Origin of the sequence: Streptomyces sp. NBC_00523 (assembly GCF_036346615.1) — a bacterium.
Taxonomy (GTDB): domain Bacteria; phylum Actinomycetota; class Actinomycetes; order Streptomycetales; family Streptomycetaceae; genus Streptomyces.
In genome coordinates this window covers 370391-389689 of record NZ_CP107836.1, presented here as the reverse complement: position 1 = coordinate 389689, position 19299 = coordinate 370391, and the positions used below count along the sequence as shown (strand labels likewise).

The window sequence follows — 19299 nt, the reverse complement described above, 5'->3', positions numbered from 1 at the left end:
AGAAGGAGCCCCGGTCCACGCGCGGACCGGGGCTCCCCGCGTCACCCGGTCCGCACGTGCGTGGCTCCTCGCATCGGCCCGCCGAACGTGGTCCGCTGGACCGAATGACCGCCGGGGCGAGGAGCAGCATGACCGACGAGCACCGCCGGCCCACGGACGCCGTCGTCGTCGGAGCCGGACTGGCCGGGCTGGCCTGTGCGCTGGACCTCTGCCGCTCCGGGCGGAAGGTGGCCCTCCTGGAGGCGTCCGACGCGGTGGGCGGCCGGATGCGTACGGACCGCCGGGACGGATTCCTGCTCGACCGCGGCTTCCAGGTGTTCAACACCTCGTATCCGCAGGTGAAGCGGCGCCTGGACCTGAGGAGCCTGCGCCTGCGGCCGTTCACCGCAGGCGTCATCGCCCACACCCGGACGGGCGCCGTCCGCCTCGCCGACCCGACGCGGGAGCAGGGCGCGGTGGGCGCCCTGCTGCCGGGCCGGGTCCTCTCCGCCCGCGATCTGGGCGTCCTGGCGGCGCTCACGGCACGCGACGCGATGCTCCCCGCCTCGTCGGTCAGGCGCCGCCGCGACGAGACCACCTCGGCGGCGCTGTTCCGGGCCGGCCTGTCGGACGAGGCGATCACCGGCGTGCTGCGGCCGTTCCTGGCAGGGGTGTTCCTGGAGGACGGCCTGGAGACCTCCGCCCGGTTCTTCCACCTGGTCTGGCGGAGCATGGTGCGCGGGACGCTGTGCCTGCCCGCGCAGGGCATCGGCGCCGTACCCCACCAGCTCGCCCAGGGCCTCCCCGACGGCGTCCTCAGGCTCGGCGCCCCCGTCGCGCAGATCACCGACACGGGGGTCGCCCTGGAGGACGGGAGCGAAGTACCCGCGAGCATCGTCGTGGTGGCGACCGACCCGGCCGCCGCCACCCGCCTGCTGCCGGACCTGACCGTCCCGGACACCCGCACTGTCACGACCTACTACCACGCCACCGACCGCACCCCGCTCGCCGAACCGACCCTGCTCGTGGACAGCACTGGACCGGTCCTGAACACCTGCGTACTCAGCGAGGTCGCCCCCACGTACGCGCCTCCCGGCACCGCGCTGATCTCCACCTCCGTGCTCGGCGCCGAACTCCCGGGCCGCGCGCAGGCGGTGCAGCGGCGCCTGTCCGACCTGTACGCCACCGACACGAGCGGCTGGACGCGGATCGCCGCCTGCACGGTCGAGGGCGCCCTGCCGGCCATGCGCCCGCCCTGGCCGCTGAGCCGCACCACCCGCATCGGCCCGGGCCGTTACGTGTGCGGGGACCACCGGGCCACCGGCTCCGTCCAGGGCGCCCTCGCCTCGGGCACCCGGGCCGCCCGGGAGGTGGCGGCGGACCTGGCGCGCCGGACATGAGCCGCTGCGACGTGGCCGTCGTCGGGGGAGGCGCGGCCGGGCTCAGCCTCGCGCACCGGCTGACCGAGAGCGGCGCCGCCACCGTGACCGTGATCGAACCGCCGGACGGCCCGCTGCGCCCGGCGGAGCGGACCTGGTGCTACTGGCACGCGGAGGCGGACGGCCTCGACGGAGCCGTCAGCGCGTCCTGGTCCGTGCTGCGCGTGCACGGCGCCGACGGCCGCCCGGTCACCGTCGAACCGGCCCCCTTCACCTACCGCATGGTGCGATCCGCCGACTTCGAGAGCCTGGTCCACGACCGCCTGGCCCGGGCGGACGGCGGGCACGTGCTGCGGGCCACGGCGGACGCGGTGCGCGCGGTGCCCGGCGGCGCCGAGGTCCGCTGCACGCTGCCGGACGGCTCCCCGGTGCACGTGCGCGCCCGCCGGGTGTTCGACTCACGGCCGCTGCCCGCCCTGCCGCCCGCGCGCACCCAATTGCTCCAGCACTTCCGGGGCTGGTTCGTCCGCACGGCCACCGGCCGGTTCGAATCCGGGGTCGCCGACCTGATGGACTTCCGCGTCCCCCAGCCCGCCCACGGACTCGCGTTCGGCTATGTGCTGCCGCTGGCCCCGGACCGGGCGCTCGTGGAGTACACCGAGTTCTCCCGCCGCCCGCTGACCACCCGGGCGTACGAGTCGGCGCTCGGCCATTACTGCCGCGACGTCCTCCGGCTCGGCCCGCTCACGGTGGAGCGCACGGAGCAGGGGGCGATCCCGATGACGGACGCCCGGTTCCCGCACCGGGCCGGGCCCTCCGTGTTCCGGATCGGCACCGCGGGCGGCGCCACCCGCCCGGCCACCGGCTACACCTTCGCCGCCGTGCAACGCCAGGCCCGGGCCATCGCCGCCGCCCTGCGCGACGGCCGGGGCGCCGTCCCCGCCCCCCACGGACGGCGCGCGCTCGCCATGGACGCCATCGTGCTCCGCGCGCTGGACACCGGCCGGATCGACGGCCCGGACTTCTTCACCGGCCTGTTCCGCCGCGTCCCGGCCGAGCGGCTGCTGAGGTTCCTCGACGGCACGGCCTCGCTCCGGGAGGAGTGGGGCATCGGGCTGCGCACCCCCGTCCGGCCGATGCTCGCCACCGCCGCCGAACTGCCCTTCCTCCCGCGCCGGACCCGGTCCACCGCCAGAGACGGAGAGAGCCACCGATGACCCTGCTGCGCGACCACGACCTGGCCCGGGCCTTCGACCACGCCTCCCGTACCTACGACGGCCTGACGTCCCTCAACCCCGGCTACCGCACCGACCTCCTGCGCTCGGCCCGCCGCCTCCGCCTCCCCGGCGGCGGTGCCGGACTGCACCTCCTCGACCTCGGATGCGGCACCGGCGCCTCCACCCGGGCCCTGCTCACCGCCGCGCCGCTGGCCAGGATCACGGCCGTGGACGCGTCGACGGGCATACTGCGCCGCGCCCTGGCCAAGCCCTGGCCGGCCCGCGTGCGCTTCCTCCACCTGACGGCCGAGGAGCTGACCACGGCCGGGGAAGGGCCCTTCGACGCGGTGTTCGCCGCCTACCTGTTCCGCAACGTCACCGACCCGGACGCGGTCCTCGGGTCCGTACGGGACCTGCTGGCGCCGGGCGGACGCCTCGCCGTCCACGAATACAGCCTCAGCGGCTCCCGGGCGCACCGGGCGCTGTGGACCGCCGTCTGCCACGGGGTCATCATCCCGGCGGGCACCCTCACCGGCGACCGTGCCCTCTACCGCCACCTCTGGCGCAGCGTCACCTCCTTCGACACCGCACCCGCCTTCGCCGGCCGGCTCGCCAAGGCCGGTCTGACCTCCGTGCGGGCGGTCCCCGTCGCCGGATGGCAGACCGGCATCGTGCACACCTTCCTCGCCCGCAACGGCCACCCGGCCACGACACCGGAGCACGTCGCGTGAACGCCCGACCCCCCGCCGCCCGACGAGGCCGCGACCGCAAGGCCGAAGTCCTGCTGCCCGCACCCGGCGCACCATGCTTCCCACGCGGCGACGAACCGTCCGTCGCCGTCGTCGGGGGCGGAATCGCCGGCCTCTCCGCGGCGACCCTGCTGGCCGAGCGCGGCGCCCGGGTGACCCTGTACGAGAAGGACGACGCACTCGGCGGCCGCCTCTCCGGCCACCGCACCGTGCTGGCCGACGGCTCACCGGTGACGATGACCCGCGGGTTCCACGCGTTCTTCCGCCAGTACTACAACCTGCGCGGCTTGCTCCGGCGTACCGACACCGCCCTCGACCGCCTCGTCCCGCTGCCGGACTACCCGCTGCGGCACAGCGGCGGCCTGACCGACAGCTTCGCCCGCGTCCCGAGGACGCCGCCGCTCAGCGCGCTCGGCTTCGTCGCGCTCAGCCCCACCTTCGGCCTGCGGGACCTGGCCGCCATGGACGCCCGGGCGGCGCTCCCGCTGCTCGACGTCCGCGTCCCCGAGGTGTACGAGCGCTTCGACGGCGTGGGCGCGACCGCCTTCCTGGAGAGCGTGCGCTTCCCGGAGGCCGCCCATCATCTGGCGTTCGAGGTGTTCTCGCGCAGCTTCTTCGCCGACCCGCGCCGGCTGTCCGCCGCCGAACTGCTGCTGATGTTCCACATCTACTTCCTCGGCTCCTCCGAGGGCCTGCTCTTCGACGTACCGGCCGAACCCTTCCCGCAGGCCCTCTGGGAACCCCTCGCCGCATACGTCGAAAGCCTCGGCGCGGACCTCCGGACCGGGACGCCCGTGCACCGGATCGCCCCGCGCGACGGCGGCGGGGCCCACGTGCACACCGGGACCGGCACCCACCACCACGACGCCGTGGTGCTCGCCCTCGACACCGAGGGGCTGCGGCACACCGTCGCCGCGTCACCCGGCCTCGGCACCGCACGCTGGCGCGACGGTGTCGCCGCTCTGCGCACCGCACCGCCCTTCCTCGTCTCCCGGCTCTGGCTCGACCGCCCCGTCCGCGCGGACCGGCCCGGCTTTCTCGGCACCAGCGGCTACGACGGGCTCGACAACATCAGCACCCTGGAACGGTACGAGGGCGAGGCCGCCCGCTGGGCCGCGCGCACCGGGGGCTCCGTCGTGGAACTGCACGCGTACGCCGTTGATCCCGGCGCCGAACACAAGGAGGTCCAGGAACGGCTCGTCGACCGGCTGCACCAGGTGTACCCGGAGACCCGGGACGCCCGCGTGGTCGACTCCCGGCACGAGTGGCGCTCCGACTGCCCGTTCTTCGAGACCGGCACGTACCCCCTGCGCCCCGCCGTGCGCACCCCGCACCCCTGGCTGGTCCTCGCCGGGGACGCGATCCGCTGCGATCTGCCCGTCGCCCTTATGGAACGCGCCGCCACCACCGGCTTCCTGGCGGCGAACGCCCTGCTCGCCGACCGGGGCGTCCGGGGCCAGGTGCTGTGGACGGTGCCCCGGCGGGGCCGCTCCCGCGCACTCCGGGCGCTCGCCTCCGCAGGGCGTGCCTGAGACGCGTCAGCCCGGGAAGCGCCCGGTGCTGCGCAGCGCCCAGCGCCTCTCCGCGTACGCCAGGTCGTCCACCCACAGCCGCCCGGCGGTACGGCGCATCAGCGGCCGCAGCACCGGGGCGGCGGCCCGGGCGAGTGCGAAGCCCGGCCGGTCCGAGGCGGCGACCGTCGCCTCCACGACGGCGGTGCGCGGGCGCTCGTGACCGGGGAGGGTCAGGGGCGTCGCGTGCGTCTCCACGACGGAGGACGCGCCCTCGCCGTCCGTGATGCGCATGACGACGGTACGCGGCCCCGGCGCGGTGAACTCGGCCCGCACCGGGACCACCAGGCGCCCGGCCACCCGGAAGGACACATCGACCACGAAGGCGTCGTCCTCGTCGCCCCCGGGTTCCCGCACCACCGACAGATCGATGAACGAGTACGGGTGGAACCACGAACCGTGCCACGGGTCCAGCCGGTTGGCCACCACGTCCTGCGGCTCGCACCGCCCGACCGCCGTGAACACCGCGTCCACCGAGCCGTCCCGCGCGGGCCGTACGGGCACCGCCGGCCGCCCGGTGGGCTCCTCGCCGCCCACCTCGTCAAGGCGCACCCACACGAGCACGCCGTCGTCGTGCGCCGGGAAGGGCTGCCAGCCCGCGAACGGGGCACCGTCCAGGGCGAGTCCGTGCCAGTGGCACACCAGCGTGCCGCACACCACCCGGCTGTCCCGCAGCGGTGCGCCCAGGTGCGGGCAGACACCGGACCCGGCGCGCAGCGCACCGCCTTCCGCACGCCACAGCACGACCTCGGTCCCGCCGACCGTCCGGCCGTACGGGCGGTCACCGACCCGCACTTCGCGCGAGGCGCCCACCACGTACCAGTTCCCGGACGGGCGTACCGTGGCCCGTTTCAGCGCGTCGGCGATGAGCGCGGGCCGCGCGTCGCGCCAGGTGGGCTCCTGCGCCGCCCAGCCGGGGCCGGAACCGCGCAGCCGCAGTGGCGGCGACCAGCGCTTGCCGTTCCGCCGGCTCACCGCACCGGTTCCTTCCGCCCGGTCTCCGCACCGTCCGCCACCGCCAGGCCGCGTGCCCGCCAGCGGGCCCCGGCCACGCGCAGCACCCCGGCGGCGGCCGTGGCGGCGCGGCGTCGCCGGGAGACGACCGCACGGCGGTGCAGGACGCGGTAGTCCTGCTCGGCGACCGCGTCGAGGATGCCGCCGTACAGGGTGAACGCCGCGCGGATACAGGGGCGCACCCGCGGATCGAGCATGCCGATGCCCGGCTCCGCCGTCCGGTACACCCCGCGCGTCAGCTCCGTCGCGGCCACCAGCGCGGCCCGGATGCGCGCGTCCCCGCGCCCGGTGCGCCGGCTCCACTCCAGCAGCGGCCTGTCCACGCCGTGGGAGGAGAGCAGATCGCCGGGCAGGTAGACGCGGCCCCGGTCGAGATCCTCGCCCACGTCCCGTACGAAGTTGGTGAGCTGGAACGCCACCCCCAGCGCGGCCGCGTGCGGTTCGGCCTCCTGCCGGGGCACGACCGTACCGAGCACCGGCAGCATCTGCAGACCGATCACCGCGGCCGAACCGTGCACATAGGTCTGCAGATCGGCATAGGTGGGGTAGTGGGTGACGGTCAGGTCGGCCCGTATCGAGGCCATGAAATCGGCGAACAGGTCGTGTCCGATGCCGTACCGGGCGGCGGTGTCGGCGACCGCCCGGACCACCGGTTCGTCGCCCGTGCCGGTCCGCAGCCCGTGCGCCAGATCGCGTTCGAGGCGCAGCAGCAGCCGGTCGCGCTCGGTGGGCGTCCGGTGCCGGTCCAGGTCGTCCACGATGTCGTCGGCCCAGCGCGCGAAGCCGTACAGGGCGTGCACGGCGGACCGCCGCTCGGGCGGCAGCAGTCGGGTGGCCAGGAAGTAGGTACGGCCGTGGCGGGCGTTGAGTTCCCGGCAGCGCGCGTACGCGGTGCGCAGCCCGGGATCGGTGATGCCGGCCGCGTCCAGTTCACGCCGGGTCATCGGCACCTGCCCGGACCAGGGGAAAGGGTTCGGTGCGCATCCGGCGGGGGCGGAGTCCGGCGACGCCGGTGATCCGGGCGGCGGCCAGCTTGCCGCTGATGAGCACGGTCGGCACGCCGACGCCCGGGGTGGTGCCGCACCCCGCCAGGACCGCGTTCTCCGTGCCCCGCACGAGGTTGCGCGGCCGGAACGGGCCGGTCTGGGCGAAGGTGTGGGACAGGGAGAACGGGGTGCCGGCGGCGTGGCCCCGGGCCGTCCAGTCGAGCGGGGTCACCAGAAGCTCCTCCTCGATGCTGTCCGCGAAGCCGACCAGGCCCCGGCGTTCGAGTTCGCGGACCAGCGTGTCGCGGTAGCGCGGCCCGAGATCCGCCCACGCGGCGGCCGGGGGACCGGTCGTGGTGTTGGGGCAGGGGGCGAGCACGTAGTGCAGATGGCGGCCCGGGGGGGCCAGCGAGGGGTCGTGCGCCGTGGGGCGCGTGATCAGCAGCGAGGGGTCGCTCATCAGCGCGCCCGTACGGGTCAGCTCCTCGAACGTCCGCTCCCAGGCGGCGCCGAACGAGAGCGTGTGGTGCGCGAGTTGCGGCCAGGTGCGGTCGGTTCCGGCGTGCAGGACCACGGCGGACGGCGCGTGGCGCGGCCGGACCGGGCGCCGGGGGCGGTGCCCGAGCAGCTCGTACGCGGTGGGCAGTTCGCAGCTCAGCACCACCGCGTCGCAGGCGATGCGCTCGCCGGAGGCCAGCCGCACGGCCCGGACCCGCCCCGCCGAACGCTCCAGCGCGCTCACCTCGGCCGCCCACCGCAGATCGGCGCCCGCCTCCGCCGCCGCGTCGGCCATGGCCCGGGGGAGGGCGTGCATGCCGCCCTTCGGGAACCAGACACCGGCCACCGTGTCCATGTAGGCGATCACGCCGTACGCCGCGAGCGCCTTGGCCGGGGCCACACCGGCGTACAGCGACTGGAACGAGAAGACCCGCCGCAGCCGTTCGTCGGAGAGGAAGCGGCCGATCCGGGCGTCGAGGTGCCCGAAGCCGCCCAGCGCCGCGAGCCGGGCCAGGTCCGGGTGCAGCAGTCCGAAGGGCGAGTCGAAGTTCGTGTCGATGAAGCGGTTCATCTGCGCCCGGTACAGCCGCTCCAGCCACCGCCGCAGCTCGCGGTAGCCCGCAGCCTCCGCCGGACCGGCGAAGCGCCGGACCTCGGCCTCCATCGCCGCGCCGTCGGTGTGCACGTCGAGCGAGGACCCGTCCGCGAAGCAGGCCCGGTACGCCGGGTGCAGGGCCGTCAGCTCGACGCGGCGGTACAGGCTGTCGCCCACGGCGGCGAACGCCTCGTCCGCGAGATGGGGCATCGTCAGGACGGTGGGACCGGTGTCCGTCTCGAACCCGCCCAGCCGCATCCGCCCCGCCCGGCCACCGGGACCCGCGTCCCGTTCGACCACGGTGACCCTGCGGCCCGCCCCCAGCAGATGCAGGGCGCAGGCCAGCCCGGACAGCCCCGCGCCCACCACGACGACATGGTCCGTGGGCCCCGGCACGCCCTTCACCCGGCCCCCTCTTCGCTCTCCCGGAACGCGCATCGGGCGATCTCACCCCGTCCGCCGCCGGACGCGCTGCCCGAGACGGCGTGTCGCCCCGCGATTCCTCCGGTTGGAGTACGTCCCGGGTGCCGGCCAGCCGGGCGCGTGCTAGTCGCGTACCGGCAGTCCGTACGCCACCGCCAGGCGGTCGAGTGAGTCACGGAGCGCGGCCCGCTGGGGCGGGGTGAGCCCGGCGTCCAGCCGCGCGTCGATCGCGAGTGCCATGTCCGTGCACCGCCCCAGGAGTTCGCGGCCCTCGTCGGTGAGGCTCAGGACCTGGCGGCGCCGGTCGGCCGGATCGCGCAGCCGCTTGATCGCGCCCTTGGACTCCAGGTGATCGGCGAGGGACACGACGAGGCTGGGCGCCACCCGCATCAGCCTGGCGATCTCCAGCTGCGAGGAGGCAAGCCCCGCGTCGAGGGCGCCCAGCACGCCGACGTGCTTGGGCTTCAGGCCGGCCTCGGGACCTGCGGCGCGAACTCCGCGCCCTGGGCAAGTCCGCCGGTGACATCCGCGGAGTCGTGCTGACCCACGGCGACTCGGACCACATCGGCTTCGCCGAACGGCTGCGCACCACCTATGGCGTACCGGTGTTCGTCCACGCCGACGACGCGCTCCGCGCCCGTACGGGGGAGAGGCCCAAGGTCGCCGTCGGCCCCATGCGCCCGGGCCCCGCCCTCGGCTTCTTCGGGTACTCCCGCCGCAAGAACGGCCTGCGCCCCCGCTACGTCGGGGAGGTCACGGAGATCGCCGACGGCGATGTCCTCGACCTGCCCGGCAGCCCGGTGATCGTGGGCGTGCCGGGGCACTCGCCGGGCAGCGTGGCGGTGCACGTTCCGCTCGCCGACGCGGTCTTCGTGGGGGACGCCCTGACCACGCGGCACGTCCTGACCGGGCGCACCGGTCCCCAGCCGGCGCCCTTCACCGACGACCCCGCCGAGGCGCTCACCTCACTGGACCGGATCGCCGGCCTGCCGGCCTCCTGGGTGCTCCCCGGCCACGGCGCGCCCTGGCGCATCTCTCCGGCCGAGGTGGGCGGGGCGGTCCGGTCGGGGGCCGGGGGCTGACCCGCGCATCGCGTGCCCTCGCCGCGGACGGTCAGGTGACGGGGACGCCCGGGTTGACCAGTCCGGCGCCGCCGGTGACCCGGTTGTCCGAGGTCACCGTGGCGGGGCAGTCCGACGCGGAGTAGTTGGTGATGTCGATGGCGAAGCGGGTGGGGCCCGTGGCGCCGGTCAGGTCGGCGGTGTTGTTGCGGAAGACGGTGCCGCAGCCCCAGCCCGGGTCCTGGGTGTGGGTCTGGAAGCCGTCGTTGGTGGTGCCGGTGCCCCGGTTGTTCTCCACCGTGTAGCCGTTGCCCTTGATGTCGACCCACGAGTCGTCGTAGTTGGCTCCGGTGAGGCCGTCGCCGTCGAAGGTGTTTCCGGAGATCTGGCCGCCCGTGGTGCCTTCCTTGATGTCGATGTTCTCGCCGCCGATGCCGGGGCCGATGACGTTGTCGAGGATGCGGACGTGGTCGCTGGCGTCCGTGAGCGTGTTCGCCGTGCCGACGTACACGCCCTCGCCCATGCCGTTGCCCGACAGGCCGGTGTCGTGGATGACGGAGTTCTGTACGACTCCGTAGCTGCTCGACGTCCGGAAGTGGATGCCCTCCATGGTCGTGTGGTGGATCTCCACCGAGTCCGCCGTGACGTGGTCGGAGGAGTCGATCATGATGCCCTTCTGGCCGCCGGTGACGGTGATGCCCCGGATCACCCAGTACGGCGCGCTCGTGAGCTGGATGCCGTTCCCGCCGCCCGAGGGGGTGGTGAGGACCGCGGCCCGTGAACCGGTCAGGGTGATCGGGGCGCTCTCGGTACCACCCCGCGTGATCTTGAAGTTGCCCGAGTAGGAGCCGTCCGCCAGCTCGATCGTCTGCCCCGGAACGGCGGCCGCCAGTGCGGTCTTGAGCTCCTTGCCGTTCGTCACCCGTACCACCGCCGCGTCGGCGGTCCCGGGCGCGGCCGACGCGGCACCGGGCGTGGCGAGCAGACCGGCGCCGACGAGCGCGGCGGCGACGGCGGTGCGCCGCGCCGGTCGCCCGGACCGGCCGGAAGGGGAAGGGGTACGGAGCATGGCGGGACCTCACCGTCTTGGCAGGGGCACAACAGATCGCGAGGTGCCCCAGATTGGACTGGACCAACGGAGCCGTCAAGGGGGCGCCGGTCCGGCCCGCGACGTCAGGCCCGGGAAGGGGCGCCGTACCCGATCGCGATCATCGCCGCGTCGTCGTCCAGCCGCCCGCCGACGTACCCCAGCAGATCGTCGCGGAAGCGGTCGATGAAGGAGTCCGGGTCGCCCTCGGCCCAGCCGGTGACGCGGTCCGCGAGCGGATAGAAGGCGCGGGAGCCGTCACGGGCCTCGGTGACGCCGTCCGTGTACAGCAGCAGAAGGTCGCCGGGAACGAAGCGGAAGCTGTCGATGTGATAGCGCGGGTGCGACAGACCGCCCAGCCCCAGCGGGGGAGCGGGCGAGGCGGCGTCCATCGTCAGCGGCCGCCCGCCGCGCAGCACGACCGGCGGGGGATGCCCGCAGGAGACCATGTGCACGCGGTCGTGCCGGTCGGGGATGTCCAGCACGGTGGCGGTGATGAACGATTCCCCGGGGCCGTTCCCGTCCGACTCGGGCAGCCCCCAGGACACGCTCTCGTCCAGATAGGCGACCAACTCGTCCAGGCTCGCCCGGTGCCGGGCCGCGGCGTGGAACGCGCCGAGCAGCAGCGCCGCGTCGCTGACCGAGCTCACCCCCTTGCCCCGTACGTCACCGATGATCAGCCGCGTCCCCGTGTCGGTGCGCGCCGCCGCGTAAAGGTCCCCGCCGATCTGCGCCTCCGCCTCCGCCGCGAGATAGAGCGAGGCCGCGCGCAACGGGCCGAGACGCCGGGGCAGCGGGGGCAGCACCACCCGCTGGACCGTCTCGGAGACGTACCGCACCTGCTCCAGCTCCCGGGCGCGACGCTCCCGCAGCACGCAGAAGACCACGAGGCACACCCCGACCAGGGCCAGAGCGAGGATCTGCGCCTGGTGGTTCGCCGAGAGCAGTTCGTCCGGATCGCGCAGCACCCCGACCGCCGTCTGCGCGATCACCGCCAGCGCGGCCACGAACCCGACCGCCCGGGGCCCGCCGATCGAGGGAGTGATCGCGGGCGCCGCGACGAGCAGCGGGCCGAGGTGGATATCGGGCGGTGCGAGTATGTCCACCAGGAAGACCGCGATGATCCAGCCGATGGGGACAGCGAGCAGTGCCCGGCTCGCTCGCACCGGCCGGCGGCGTCTTTCGGCGTGCTGCGCCATGACTTCTCTCTACACCGCACCCGCCCGGCCCGCATCGGCAGCCGGACTCCCCGGGCACTCATCGGCGCGGCGCGCCGAGGGGCTGTGCCCGTGACACCCGGACACAGCCCCTCGGCCGGCCGGCTCAGGAGAAGACGACGGACCTCAGCAGCAGTCGGTCGGAGGCGCCCTTGCCGGGCGGCAGGACGTAGTAGGTGTCGCCCTCGCAGTCCGCGCCGAGGAAGACGATGGCGGTGGCGTCCGTCAGATTCTTCGGCGCCCGGGAAGCGGCCCCCGGCACGGAAGCGGGAGCGTCCAGGTTCACGCACCGGCCGCTCTCGGGGTTGTTCAGGAAGCCGACGGCCTCGTACCCGTCCTCGGTGGTGTAGGAGTACCGGAACTGACCGGTCGCGGCCGACGCCGAACCGGGCACGGCCACGAGCAGCACGGCGGCACCGGCCGCCGCGCCGACGGCCTTGGTGAGAGAGCGAAGAGACACCGGGGATCGTCCTCCTTCTTGTAGCCTGCGGGTCGGTGCCAGGCATGCCCCCGCCGCCGGCGGAGCCAACACGGCCTCCCTCGATCGGGGGCCGCGAATCGATTCTCCAAGGGCGAATGGCCCATCCCTCCGAGGGCGTTGGCCCGCCCCGCCCCGCGACTGCTCGGGGCGTGATGCGAGCGTAGGGACATGACTAGTGACGCACCGGCAGACGCACGGGCCGCCCGGGCCTGGGCCCGGATCCTGGAATGGCTCGCCGAGTACACCCCGCCGTCGTACGCGGCGCTCCGGCCCGGCGCATCCGACGACGAACTGGCCCGGCTGGAAACGGTCTTGGGCGTGGAGGTCCCGGAGGAGCTGAAAGCGGTGTGGCGGCTGTCCGCCGGTGAGGACGGTGTGAACGGCTCGGGGCTCATGCTGGGCGACTGGGCCCTCATGCCGCTCGACGCCGTGGCCGAGGTCCACCGGCGGCAGACGGAGATCCAGGAGGAGGTCGGCGGGGGCGAGGAGATCACGCCCTTCTGGGAGCCCGCGTGGATCCCGTTCTGCTCCCGCAACCCCCACGACACCGTCTCCGGCCTCTACCTCGACGGCCGGACCGGGGAAGTGCGCCGCTGGACCAGGTACGGGGAGCGCGACCGGGAGTACGCGTCGCTGCCCGCCTTCCTCGAACTCATGGCGATCAGCCTGGAAGCCCCCCTGACGGCGGCGGGCCCGGAGAAGCCCGGCATGCTGCACGGCGCCCTCGTCTGGGGACCCCCCGAGGACGAACGCGGCGACGCATGGGTGCGCCACCTCGGCCAGGCCGCGCCCCGCCACCCCGCGAAGACCCCGGGGGCGATCCGGGCCGCCCTGCCCCACGACGAGCGCGACGCGTTCGACCAGCGGCGCGACGCCCTCGACCTGGCCGACCCCGAGGCCGTCGCCGCCTTCCTGGACCAGTGGTGGGGGCGTGCCGTGCACGCCCAGGAGGAGCTGGAGGACGACATCGCCGCCGCGCTGCGCGGCAACATCATGGCCCAGCCCGGCCGCAGGCTGGCACCGGAGCACGAGGCCGCGCTGCCACCCGCGATACGCCACCGGCCGCCGTCCTTCCAGGACATCAGGACCGCCCTGCGCCATGAGAGCGTCCGCGCACGGTTCGACCAGGACCACCTGAACGCGATCCCGCCGCACTTCCCGGCACTGCTGCTGCGCTGGTGGGACATCGCCCGTCTGATGGCCGACCCCCGGGGCGACCGGGCCGTCCGCGCGGTCGTGGCCGGCCGCCACGATGCCCGGAAGCGCCGGCAGCCGCGGCCCTCATGAGCGGTCGCGTGCCGTGCCGCGCATGACCCGGGAGAGCCCGAGGGCGGCCGTGCGCACGGCCGGTGCCAGCTGGGCCGGCCGGAACCGGGCGCGCGGCACGGCCACGGACAGGGCCGCCACCGCCGTCGGGCCGTCGAAGACCGGTGAGGCGATGCAGCTGACGCCGACGGCCGCCTCCTGCTCCTCGTAGGCGAGCCCGGATACCTGGATCTGCTCGACGACCGTGCGCAGCCGGACCGGGTCCGTGATCGAGTGCGGGCTCAGCCGGGGCAGCGGCCGGGCCAGCACCTCCTCGACCAGGGCGCCGTCCGAGAACGCCAGCAGCGCCTTGCCTACCCCCGTGCACGTCAGCGGCAGCCGGCCGCCGATGCGGGACGGCAGGGCCAGCGCGTCATGGCCGTGGATACGTTCCACGTACACCACGTCGAAGCCCTCGCGCACGCCCAGGTGCACGGTCTCGTGCGTCGCCTCGAACAGGTCCTGGAGGAAGGGCAGCGCCGCCTCCCGCAGATCCTGCCGCCTCGGTACCAGGGAGCCCAGCTCGAACAGCTTGCCGCCGAGCCGGTACGTCTCACCCGCACGGTCCAGCAGGCCCAGGCGCACCAGATCGGCGCACAGCCGGAACGCGGTGGTCTTGGCCAGACCCGTACGCGCAGCGATTTCTGTCAGACGGAACGCTCCGCCGTCCGGACGGTAGCAATCCAGGACGGCCGCCGCCTTGTCGAGCATGTTTCCCGACGCGCTGTTCCGTGTCATGGAACATATTTTGCCGCGTCTCCGGCCGCACGCCTATACCTGTCGTGCGGTCGACGGCCGCCCCACCCCCCTTCCTGCCGGAGGTAACGCGCATGTACGTCCCACACCGCCCCGCCGCAACCGAGGGGACGCGGCGGTGAGCGCTCCCGACGCCGTGCACGAGGCGGCGGCCGTCCTGCGCGAGGCCACGCGCACCGGCGTGCCGTGCCCCCCGGTGCGCACGCTCCTGCCCGAGGAGGACGTCGCGGCCGCGTACGCCGTACAGCGGCTGTACGTCGAGCGCTCGCTGGCCGAGGGCCGTCGCCTCGTGGGCCGCAAGATCGGCCTGACCTCGCCCGCCGTGCAGCGCCAGCTCGGGGTGGCGCAGCCCGACTTCGGCGCCCTGTTCGCCGACATGGCCGTGCCGGAGGGCCTGCCGATCGCCCCGGGCCGGCTGCTGCAGCCCAAGGTGGAGGCCGAGGTCGCGCTCGTGCTCGGCACGGACCTGCCGCACCGCGACCCGACCGTCGCCGATCTGCTGCGCGCCACCGCCTTCGCCCTGCCCGCGCTGGAGATCGTGGACAGCCGCATCGCCGGCTGGGACATCGGCATCGTGGACACCGTCGCGGACAACGCCTCCTGCGGCCTGTACGTGCTCGGCGGCACCCCGGTCCCGCTGGACCGGGTCGACCTGCGCGACGCGGCGATGACCCTGACGAAGAACGGCGAGACCGTCTCGCGGGGCAGCGGCCGCGACTGCCTGGGCAGCCCGCTCACCGCGGCGCTCTGGCTGGCTTCCACCCTCGCCGGGCTCGGCGATCCGCTGAAGGCCGGGGACCTCGTCCTGACCGGCGCGCTCGGGCCCATGGCCGCGGCGGCCGAGGGCGACGAGTTCACCGCCCGTATCCAAGGACTGGGCACGGTCTCCGCCGCGTTCGCGTCCGCCACCACGCAAGGAGCGCGCGCATGACCACGAAGGTCGCCGTCATCGGGTCCGGGAACATCGGAACCGACCTGATGATCAAGGTGCTGCGCCTCTCCGACACCTTGGAGATCGCCGCCATGGCGGGCATCGACCCCGCCTCCGACGGCCTCGCCCGGGCCCGCCGCCTCAAGGTGGCCACCACCCACGAGGGCGTCGACGGACTGGTGGAGCTGGACGCGTTCGCGGACGTCGAGATCGTCTTCGACGCCACATCGGCGGGCGCGCACCGCCGCCACGACGAGGTGCTGCGCGCCCTGGGACGCACGGTCGTGGACCTCACCCCGGCCGCCCTCGGCCCGTACGTCGTGCCGCCCGTCAACGGCGACGCGCACCTCGGCGCCGCCAACGTCAACATGGTCACCTGCGGCGGCCAGGCCACCATCCCCGTCGTCGCCGCCGTGAACGCCGTGACCCCGGTGCACTACGGGGAGATCGTCGCCTCGATCTCCTCCCGCTCGGCCGGACCCGGGACGCGGGCCAACATAGACGAGTTCACCGAGACCACCTCCTCGGCCATCGAACAGGTCGGCGGAGCCGCGCGCGGCAAGGCGATCATCGTCCTCAACCCGGCCGAACCCCCGCTGATCATGCGGGACACCGTGCACTGCCTGGTCGGCGACTGCGACGACGCCGTGGTCACCGCCTCGGTCGAGGAGATGGTGGCCCGGGTCCAGACCTACGTACCCGGCTACCGCCTCAAGCAGAAGGTGCAGTTCGACCGCGTCACCGGCGACGACCCGCTGCGCTCGCTCCTCCCGGCCGGCACCCGGTCCGGGGACGCCGCCAGGGTCTCCGTGTTCCTGGAGGTCGAGGGCGCCGCCCACTACCTGCCCGCCTACGCCGGAAACCTCGACATCATGACGTCGGCCGCCCTGCGCACCGCCGAACGCATGGCCGCACACCGCGCCACGGAGGTGGCCCCGCGATGACCGCTCTCTACCTGCAGGACGTGACCCTGCGCGACGGCATGCACGCCGTCCGCCACCGCTACACCGTGGACCAGGCCCGCACCATCGCCGCGGCCCTCGACGCCGCCGGGGTCGCCGCCATCGAGATCGCGCACGGCGACGGCCTGTCCGGCTCCAGCATCACCTACGGCGTCGGCGCCCACACCGACTGGGAGTGGATCGAGGCGGTCTGCGACAGCGTCGAGCACGCCGTCCCCACCACCCTGCTGCTGCCCGGCATCGGCACCCTGCACGACCTCAGGCAGGCACACGCCCTCGGCATCCGGTCCGTCCGCGTCGCCACCCACTGCACCGAGGCCGACATCTCCGCCCAGCACATCGCGGCCGCCCGGGACCTGGGCATGGACGTCGCCGGGTTCCTGATGATGTCCCACATGGCCGAACCCGCCGAACTCGCCCGCCAGGCCCAGCTGATGGAGTCCTACGGCGCCCACTGCGTCTACGTGACCGACTCCGGCGGGCGGCTCACCATGGACGGCGTCCGCGACCGCGTCCGCGCCTACCGCGACGTCCTCGACCCGGACACCGGACTCGGCATCCACGCCCACCACAACCTGGGCCTGGGCGTCGCCAACTCCGTCGTCGCCGTCGAGAACGGCGTCACCCGCGTCGACGCCTCCCTCGCGGGCCAGGGCGCGGGCGCCGGGAACTGCCCGCTGGAGGCGTTCGTCGCCGTCGCCGACCTCATGGGCTGGGACCACGGCTGCGCCCTGTTCCCCCTGATGGACGCCGCCGACGACGTGGTCCGCCCGCTGCAGGACCGCGAGGTGCGCGTCGACCGGGAGACCCTGACCCTCGGCTACGCGGGCGTCTACTCCAGCTTCCTGCGCCATGCCGAGACCGCCGCCCGCCGGTACGGTCTCGACACCCGCGACATCCTCGTGGAGGTGGGGCGGCGCAAGATGGTCGGCGGCCAGGAGGACATGATCACCGACATCGCGCTCGACCTGACGGGGGCGAACGCCTCCGCGTGAGACCGACGGGCGGGCCCGGTCGTGCACCACGGTGACGGCCGGGCCCGCCGCTGCTTCGAAGAGGGAGCCCGTGACGGCTCCGTTAGGGTCGTTACGTGGACATTCCCCGCCTGCTCGACGGCCGGCTGAAGATGCGGCACCTGCTCCTGGTGGACGCCCTCTCGCGGCAGGGATCGGTCGTGGCGGCCGCCGGTGAGCTGCACACCACGCAGCCCGCGGCCACCCGGAGCCTGCACGAGCTGGAGGACATCCTCGGCGTCCCCCTCTTCGAACGGGGCCCCCGGGGCGTCAGCGCGACCGTCTTCGGCGAGGCATTCACCCAGCACGCGCGCGCCGTCCTCGCCCAGCTCGCCCAGGCCGGCCGGCACCTCGTGGAACTCGCCGAGGCGGACCGGGGGACCGCCGTCGTGGGCACCCACCTGGCCGGGTCCAACCTCCTGCTGCCCAGGGCCGTCGCCGCGCTGAAGCGGGCCCACCCCTTCCTCACGGTCGTCGTCCGCGAGGCGTCCCCGGAGGACCTGCTCCTCGACCTGGAGGCCGGGCGCGTCGACCTCATCGTGGGCAGGCTGACCGCCTCGTCCGGCGAGGGCCTGATCCGGCGCCCCCTCTACGACGAGTCCATCCGCCTGGTCGTCCGGGCCGGCCATCCGCTGACCGCCACCCCCGGGGCGGAGCTCGCGGACACCCTCCACTTCCCCTGGATCCTGCCCGGCCAGCAGACCGTGCTGCGCCGCGAGGTGGAGGAGCTGCTCGCGCTCCAGGGCCTCGGCCTGCCGCGCAACCGGGTCGAGGCCACCTCGTTCCTGACCGTGCGCCAACTGCTGCTGGAAACCGAGGTGGTGGCCGTCCTGCCCGGCTCCCTGGTCCGGGACGACGGCAGACTGGCCGAACTCCCCGTGCCGCTGGACCGCATCGGCCACCGCGTGGGGCTGACCCTGTCGGCCGACCGCACCCTCAGCCCGTCGGCCAGGGCGCTGATGGAGAGCCTGGAGGAGGCGGCCGCCGGAATGACGGCAAGGCCCCCGGACCCGCACGAGGCGGACCGGGGGCCGGACGAGCTGTGGGTTCAGAGCTGACCGGGGGCCGGACGAGCTCTGGGATCAGAGCCCCAGGTAGCGCTCCGCGTTCCCGTAAGTGATCTTCTGCCGGGCCGACTCGCTCAGCGAACGGCTCGTGCGTACCACCGCCCCCGCCGGGCGCTCGCCCAGCGGATACGGGTAGTCGCTGCCCACCATGACCCGGTCCTCGCCGACGGTGTCCACGAGCAGCCGCAGCGCCCGGTCGTCGAAGACGACCGAGTCCACGGAGAACCGGCCCAGGTAGTGCGAGGGCGGGTACTGCGACGTACCGATGACGTCGTTGCGCCCGTGCCAGGCGTTCTCCATCCGGCCCAGCCAGAAGGCGAACGACCCGCCGCCGTGCGCGAAGCAGATCTTCAGACGCTCGTCGATACGGTCGAACGCGCCGCCCAGGATCAGCGCCAGAATCGACAGATGGGTCTCCGCCGGCATCGCCGTCAGCCACCGCGCCATCCACCGGTCGAGCCGCGGCGAGGAATCCATGTCCCAGGGGTGGACGAACACCGGCACATCGAGCGACGCGCAGTGCTGGAGGAAGGTGACGACCCCCTCGCTGTCCAGGTCGCGGTCACCGACGTGGTTGCCGATCTCCACACCCCGGTGCCCGGCGGCGACCGCCCGCTCCACCTCCCGGCACGCGGCGTCCGGGTCCTGGAGCGGCACCTGGCAGAACGGGATCAGCCGGTCCGGCGCCGGAGCGGTGATCTCCAGGGCCAGATCGTTGAAGATCCGGGCGATCTTCGCGGCCTCGGCGCCGCTGCGGCCGTAGTGGAAGAACGCCGGGGTCGGGGAGACCACCTGCGCGCGCACCCCGTCCGCGTCCATGTCCCGCAGCCGCACCCCGGCGTCCCAGCAGTCCGCCTGGATCCGGCGGAACTCCGACGAGCCCGTCATGATCATCGCTTCGGTCTCGGACTCGATCCGCAACCACGGGGCGTCCGGGCCGCCCAGCTCCGACAGGTCGGGCCAGCCGCGCGGGACGTAGTGGGTGTGGACGTCGATCAGCTCTGCCAC

At 74.2% G+C, this 19299-nt stretch carries 19 protein-coding genes; 10 read left to right on the top strand and 9 right to left on the bottom strand.

What is annotated here, in order from left to right; genetic code table 11:
- The first annotated feature begins 128 nt into the window (after positions 1 to 128).
- The 4 genes from OHS17_RS01885 to OHS17_RS01870 are packed head-to-tail and all read left to right on the top strand — an operon-like array spanning position 129 to position 4856.
- Positions 129 to 1379 carry an NAD(P)/FAD-dependent oxidoreductase gene (locus tag OHS17_RS01885; protein ID WP_330310739.1) on the top strand — a complete coding sequence of 417 codons (1251 nt, stop codon included), beginning with the start codon at positions 129 to 131 and terminating at the stop codon, positions 1377 to 1379.
- Entirely contained in the window at positions 1376 to 2575 is a 1200-nt protein-coding gene (locus OHS17_RS01880; RefSeq protein ID WP_330310738.1) for a lycopene cyclase family protein, read from the top strand. Before OHS17_RS01885 ends, OHS17_RS01880 begins: the two co-directional genes overlap by 4 nt.
- Positions 2572 to 3306 carry a class I SAM-dependent methyltransferase gene (locus OHS17_RS01875; protein WP_330310737.1) on the top strand — a complete coding sequence of 245 codons (735 nt, stop codon included), beginning with the start codon at positions 2572 to 2574 and terminating at the stop codon, positions 3304 to 3306. The genes OHS17_RS01880 and OHS17_RS01875 overlap by 4 nt, the downstream gene beginning before the upstream one ends.
- Entirely contained in the window at positions 3303 to 4856 is a 1554-nt protein-coding gene (locus OHS17_RS01870) for an FAD-dependent oxidoreductase (RefSeq protein ID WP_330310736.1), read from the top strand. The genes OHS17_RS01875 and OHS17_RS01870 overlap by 4 nt, the downstream gene beginning before the upstream one ends.
- Before the next feature lie 6 nt (positions 4857 to 4862).
- On the opposite strand, the gene OHS17_RS01865 is transcribed toward OHS17_RS01870, so the two are convergent.
- The 4 genes from OHS17_RS01865 to OHS17_RS01850 all read right to left on the bottom strand — a co-directional run bounded on the left by OHS17_RS01865 (position 4863) and on the right by OHS17_RS01850 (position 8858).
- Positions 4863 to 5870 carry a DUF5914 domain-containing protein gene (locus OHS17_RS01865; RefSeq protein ID WP_330310735.1) on the bottom strand — a complete coding sequence of 336 codons (1008 nt, stop codon included), beginning with the start codon at positions 5868 to 5870 and terminating at the stop codon, positions 4863 to 4865.
- Entirely contained in the window at positions 5867 to 6853 is a 987-nt protein-coding gene (locus tag OHS17_RS01860) for a phytoene/squalene synthase family protein (RefSeq protein WP_330310734.1), read from the bottom strand. The genes OHS17_RS01865 and OHS17_RS01860 overlap by 4 nt, the downstream gene beginning before the upstream one ends.
- Positions 6840 to 8393, bottom strand: coding sequence for a phytoene desaturase family protein (gene crtI / locus OHS17_RS01855; protein WP_330310733.1), 1554 nt, complete (start codon positions 8391 to 8393; stop codon positions 6840 to 6842). The genes OHS17_RS01860 and crtI overlap by 14 nt, the downstream gene beginning before the upstream one ends.
- Positions 8394 to 8534: 141 nt before the next feature.
- Positions 8535 to 8858, bottom strand: coding sequence for a MarR family winged helix-turn-helix transcriptional regulator (locus OHS17_RS01850; protein WP_383164278.1), 324 nt, complete (start codon positions 8856 to 8858; stop codon positions 8535 to 8537).
- Between the two features lie 89 nt (positions 8859 to 8947).
- On the opposite strand from OHS17_RS01850, the gene OHS17_RS01845 reads away from it, so the two are divergent.
- The gene (locus OHS17_RS01845) at positions 8948 to 9493 is read left to right on the top strand and encodes an MBL fold metallo-hydrolase (protein WP_383164275.1); all 546 of its coding nucleotides are present in this window, start codon (positions 8948 to 8950) and stop codon (positions 9491 to 9493) included.
- Positions 9494 to 9524: 31 nt separating this feature from the next.
- Here the strand turns inward: OHS17_RS01845 and OHS17_RS01840 are convergent, their stop codons facing one another.
- The 3 genes from OHS17_RS01840 to OHS17_RS01830 form a co-directional block, all read right to left on the bottom strand.
- Positions 9525 to 10541: a right-handed parallel beta-helix repeat-containing protein gene (locus OHS17_RS01840; RefSeq protein WP_330310732.1), complete on the bottom strand. Its 1017-nt coding sequence runs from the start codon at positions 10539 to 10541 to the stop codon at positions 9525 to 9527.
- 104 nt (positions 10542 to 10645) lie between these two features.
- Positions 10646 to 11758 carry a PP2C family protein-serine/threonine phosphatase gene (locus OHS17_RS01835; protein ID WP_330310731.1) on the bottom strand — a complete coding sequence of 371 codons (1113 nt, stop codon included), beginning with the start codon at positions 11756 to 11758 and terminating at the stop codon, positions 10646 to 10648.
- Between the two features lie 124 nt (positions 11759 to 11882).
- Positions 11883 to 12236 (bottom strand): hypothetical protein, encoded by a 354-nt coding sequence (locus tag OHS17_RS01830; RefSeq protein ID WP_198957118.1) that lies wholly within the window; start codon positions 12234 to 12236, stop codon positions 11883 to 11885.
- Positions 12237 to 12425: 189 nt separating this feature from the next.
- Here OHS17_RS01830 and OHS17_RS01825 point away from each other — a divergent pair, with 189 nt between their 5' ends.
- On the top strand, positions 12426 to 13544 hold the full coding sequence (locus OHS17_RS01825) for an SMI1/KNR4 family protein (protein WP_330310730.1): 1119 nt from the start codon (positions 12426 to 12428) through the stop codon (positions 13542 to 13544).
- Here OHS17_RS01825 and OHS17_RS01820 read toward each other — a convergent pair.
- Positions 13539 to 14273 carry an IclR family transcriptional regulator gene (locus OHS17_RS01820; RefSeq protein WP_018103076.1) on the bottom strand — a complete coding sequence of 245 codons (735 nt, stop codon included), beginning with the start codon at positions 14271 to 14273 and terminating at the stop codon, positions 13539 to 13541. The genes OHS17_RS01825 and OHS17_RS01820 overlap by 6 nt on opposite strands.
- 163 nt (positions 14274 to 14436) lie before the next feature.
- Here OHS17_RS01820 and mhpD point away from each other — a divergent pair, with 163 nt between their 5' ends.
- The 4 genes from mhpD to OHS17_RS01800 all read left to right on the top strand — a co-directional run bounded on the left by mhpD (position 14437) and on the right by OHS17_RS01800 (position 18282).
- Positions 14437 to 15249, top strand: coding sequence for a 2-keto-4-pentenoate hydratase (mhpD, locus tag OHS17_RS01815; RefSeq protein ID WP_164631234.1), 813 nt, complete (start codon positions 14437 to 14439; stop codon positions 15247 to 15249).
- Positions 15246 to 16193, top strand: coding sequence for an acetaldehyde dehydrogenase (acetylating) (locus OHS17_RS01810; RefSeq protein WP_330310729.1), 948 nt, complete (start codon positions 15246 to 15248; stop codon positions 16191 to 16193). Before mhpD ends, OHS17_RS01810 begins: the two co-directional genes overlap by 4 nt.
- Positions 16190 to 17206, top strand: a complete 1017-nt coding sequence (dmpG, locus tag OHS17_RS01805; RefSeq protein WP_330310728.1) for a 4-hydroxy-2-oxovalerate aldolase — start codon at positions 16190 to 16192, stop codon at positions 17204 to 17206. The genes OHS17_RS01810 and dmpG overlap by 4 nt, the downstream gene beginning before the upstream one ends.
- Positions 17207 to 17301: 95 nt before the next feature.
- Positions 17302 to 18282, top strand: a complete 981-nt coding sequence (locus tag OHS17_RS01800; RefSeq protein WP_330310727.1) for a LysR substrate-binding domain-containing protein — start codon at positions 17302 to 17304, stop codon at positions 18280 to 18282.
- A gap of 24 nt (positions 18283 to 18306) precedes the next feature.
- Here OHS17_RS01800 and OHS17_RS01795 read toward each other — a convergent pair whose 3' ends face one another.
- Complete coding sequence (locus OHS17_RS01795) at positions 18307 to 19299, bottom strand: amidohydrolase family protein (RefSeq protein ID WP_330310726.1); 993 nt, start codon at positions 19297 to 19299, stop codon at positions 18307 to 18309.